We start from the raw sequence: 3,383 nt of genomic DNA, 5'->3' as shown, positions 1-3,383 counted from the left end.
GGCGCGGCGGGAGGCGCACGCAGCGGAAAGGCGGGCACGGCGGTGGGCCAGACCGGGACGTCCCGGTCCGGCCCACCGCCACCGTCATCGCCGCACCGGACCGTGGCCTGGCTCGGTCGCCATTCGTCCCGTTCGCGGTCGGACCCTAGGTCAGGACCCACATCCGCCAGCCAAGGCCCACGTATTCGCACCGGAAATCCTTCCACGCACCGCCGAGATAGCCGGTCTGCCCGGCGACCACGCAGTCGTACTCGGTCTGGAAGACACCGGCGGGGTTGAGATGCCAGTCGTCGGCGGAACGGATCTGGGCACTCGCCGGCGCCGCCAGGAGTGTGATTCCGACCGCCAGGGTCGCGAACACCGCGGACAATCTGCGCTTCATCCTTGCCTCCATCGTGTGGAACACCCAATTCACCCCGTCGAGCCGAACCGCACACCGGCGCAGCACCGCGCCCCGTCCCGATGTGTGCGCCCGCACAGAATTCCCCTTCGTTTCCGTGCTGTCGCACGTCTGCACAGAGGAACTCCCTCGACATTGCCCCTGTCCTTTTCCCCCGGACTTTTCGATGGTTCCATGGGCGAATTCCCCCTACAACGGCTCGAAGGGGCGCGCTGTGGGCGTCCGGGGGCCGCCGGTGTGCGTCGCCCGGACGGCGCGCTGCGCCATCCGGGCGACATCGAGGCGGCGAGGGTTGAGGGCCGCGACTACCGCGCGAACCGCTCCAGCGCCTCGCCCAGCACCTCCCGCATCCCCGCCCCTCCCGTGTGGCCCGAGTCCCCGGAGATCGTCAGCTCCGCCCCCGGCCACGCCCGTGCCAGCTCCCACGCGGTGTGCGGCGGTCCCGCCAGGTCGTGGCGGCCCTGGACCAGCACCGCCGGGATGCCGGCCAACCGGTGTGCGCCGCGCAGCAGTTCGCCCTCCTCCAGCCACGCCCCGTGGGAGAAGTAGTGCGAGGCGATCCGCACCAGCGAGATCCGCCCTTCGGAAGGCCGGTCGCTGTACGGATTCGCCCGCGGGGCGTCCGGTTCAAGGCCCAGCACCGCGTCCTCCCACGCACACCAGTCGGCCACCGCCCGGTCCCGTACCGCCAGGTCGTGGCTGGATGCCCGCCGCGCGTAGGCGGCGACCAGGTCACCCTGCTCCTCCTCCGGCACCCCGGCCCGGAACCTGTCGTACGCCTCCGGGAAGAAGCGCCCCGCTCCCCCGTACAGCCACGCGGTCTCCGAGCGGCGCGTCATGGTCACCCCCGCCAGGACGATCTCGCTGACCCGCCCCGGGTGCGCCTGCGCGTACGCCAGGATCAGGGTCGATCCCCACGACCCGCCGAACAGCAACCACTTCTCCATCCCCAGATGTTGGCGCAGCTTCTCCATGTCGGCGACCAGGTGGGGCGTGGTGTTGTGCTCCAGGCTCGTCGCCGGGTCCGCGACGTGCGGGATGCTGCGGCCGCAGCCGCGCTGGTCGAAGAGGACGAGGCGGTAGCGGTCGGGGTCGAAGGACTTCCGGTTGCTCGGGGAGCTCCCCGAACCGGGGCCGCCGTGCACGACGACGGCGGGCTTGCCCTCGGGGTTGCCGGAGACCTCCCAGTGGATGCGGTTGCCGTCACCGACGTCGAGCAGGCCCTGGTCGTACGGTGCGGTGAGCGGGTACGGAAAGGGCATCGGGCGGCCTCCTGGAGTACGTCGCGGTGGGCCGGGGACTGTCCGGGCCCGGCCCACCGTAACGAGACACCCGGCCGCACCACACCACAGGGACGGCCGCCGACGTCAGCCCCTCCGCAGCCCGTTCCACGCCTCGCGCCGCTCCCCCGTCGGGTCGAGCGCCAGTTCCGGCTGGGCCTTGATCAGCATCTGGGCGCGGGACTCCTCGTCGTACGCGGGCCACTCGGGCCCCTGCGGGAGGCTCGGCCGGCCGTCGCGCACCAGCGAGAGCACCGCGTCCTGGAGCGCCGCCGACGCCGCCCGGTCCGCCTCGCTCATGTCCATGAAGCCGTCCGCCGGCCTGCCGCTCAGCGAGGCCAGGTCGAAGGACGGCTCGCGGCTCCACAGGCACGGGACGTCCGCGGCGTGGGTGGGGCCGAGGAGGTCGTACGGCGCCATGGGCGGCCGGTGGTCGAAGCGGTGCATCCACACGCGGCCACCGGCTCGTACCTGCGCCTCGGCGATGCGTACCGACGGCATCGTGAACATCGCGTCGCCGAGGAGCGTCTTGCGTGCACTGCCTCCGGCGGACGCACCCTCGGGCGTGAACTCCTCGTAGCGGCGCAGCAGTTCGGCCCAGTCCGCCTCGCCGACGGCTGCCTCCAGGGACCGGGTGATCGGGTTGTCGTCGCCCATGAAGGTGAAGATCGCCATCTCGTCTCGGCAGTACGCCACGAGCAGCGGCACATCGGCGACGGCGCCGTCCGCGACGGCCCTCAGCGGTACGTCCGGGATGAGGTCGCCGTCGACGACCGGCAGGAACGGGATGCCCTGCTCGCCGTCGTGGCCTCCCGCAACCGCCAACTCCCCGGTGGCGGTGCGCAGTTCGTCCACGGGTACGTCGCGCAGCCGGCCCGCCTCCGACTCCGGGATGCCCAGGCGCGCCAGGAGCGCCTGTGCTGCGGCCGTACCGGTCGCGGCGTCCCGCTGCTCGGCCGCGCTGCCGCTGAGCAGCACCGCGCCGTGGAAGAGGCCGCGCGCGGCGGGCACTCCGAGCAGGGTGCCGACGCTCATGCCGCCCGCCGACTCGCCGACGAGCGTGACGCGGGAGGGGTCGCCGCCGAAGGCCGCGATGTTGTCGCGCACCCACTCCAGGGCCGCGACCTGGTCCCGTACGCCCACGTTGGAGTCGGCCACGGCCGGGTCGACGCCCGCGAGGTGCAGGAAGCCCCAGGAACTGAGCCGGTGGTTCAGGGTCACCACGACCACGTCGCCGCGCTCCGCGAGGACCGATCCGTCGTAATCCTTGCCGGTGCCGAACATGAAGCCGCCGCCGTGGATCCAGACCAGGACCGGGCGACGGGCGCCGTCGGCTGCCGGGGCTGCCGGGGAGAAGACGTTCAGATAGAGGCAGTCCTCACTGTCTCCCTCGTACGGCGGCTCCGTCGGGTCGAAGCGCGGCAGCTGTACGGCGGCGGGGCCGAAATCCGTCGCCTCGCGCACGCCCTCCCAGGGCAGCACGGGCCGCGGTGCCCGCCACTTCAGCCCGCCCACCGGCGGCTGTGCGAACGGGACGCCGAGCCAGGCGCGGCAGGCGCGCCGGACGGTGCCGCGCACGGCTCCCGAGGTGGTTTGGACGACGAGCCGACCGGTCGCGGTCTCCGTTGTTGACACGTGTCACTGCCTTTCGTGGAGGGTGCACTGACCAGAACGTACACCCGCCCCCGGACACGGATAAGGGG

At 72.5% G+C, this 3,383-nt stretch carries 3 protein-coding genes; all 3 read right to left on the bottom strand.

The window, feature by feature from the left end:
- Positions 1-145 precede the first annotated feature (145 nt).
- Positions 146-382: a hypothetical protein gene (locus ACWGIG_RS37945; RefSeq protein ID WP_398417960.1), complete on the bottom strand. Its 237-nt coding sequence runs from the start codon at positions 380-382 to the stop codon at positions 146-148.
- A 323-nt stretch (positions 383-705) separates the two neighbouring features.
- Positions 706-1,662, bottom strand: coding sequence for a prolyl aminopeptidase (pip, locus tag ACWGIG_RS37940; RefSeq protein ID WP_453326280.1), 957 nt, complete (start codon positions 1,660-1,662; stop codon positions 706-708).
- 105 nt (positions 1,663-1,767) lie between these two features.
- Complete coding sequence (locus tag ACWGIG_RS37935; RefSeq protein ID WP_453326279.1) at positions 1,768-3,315, bottom strand: carboxylesterase/lipase family protein; 1,548 nt, start codon at positions 3,313-3,315, stop codon at positions 1,768-1,770.
- Positions 3,316-3,383: the final 68 nt, after the last annotated feature.

This window comes from Streptomyces sp. NPDC054863, assembly GCF_053610825.1.
Note: the sequence above shows the minus strand (reverse complement) of the source record. Positions and strands in the feature narration are given on the sequence as shown.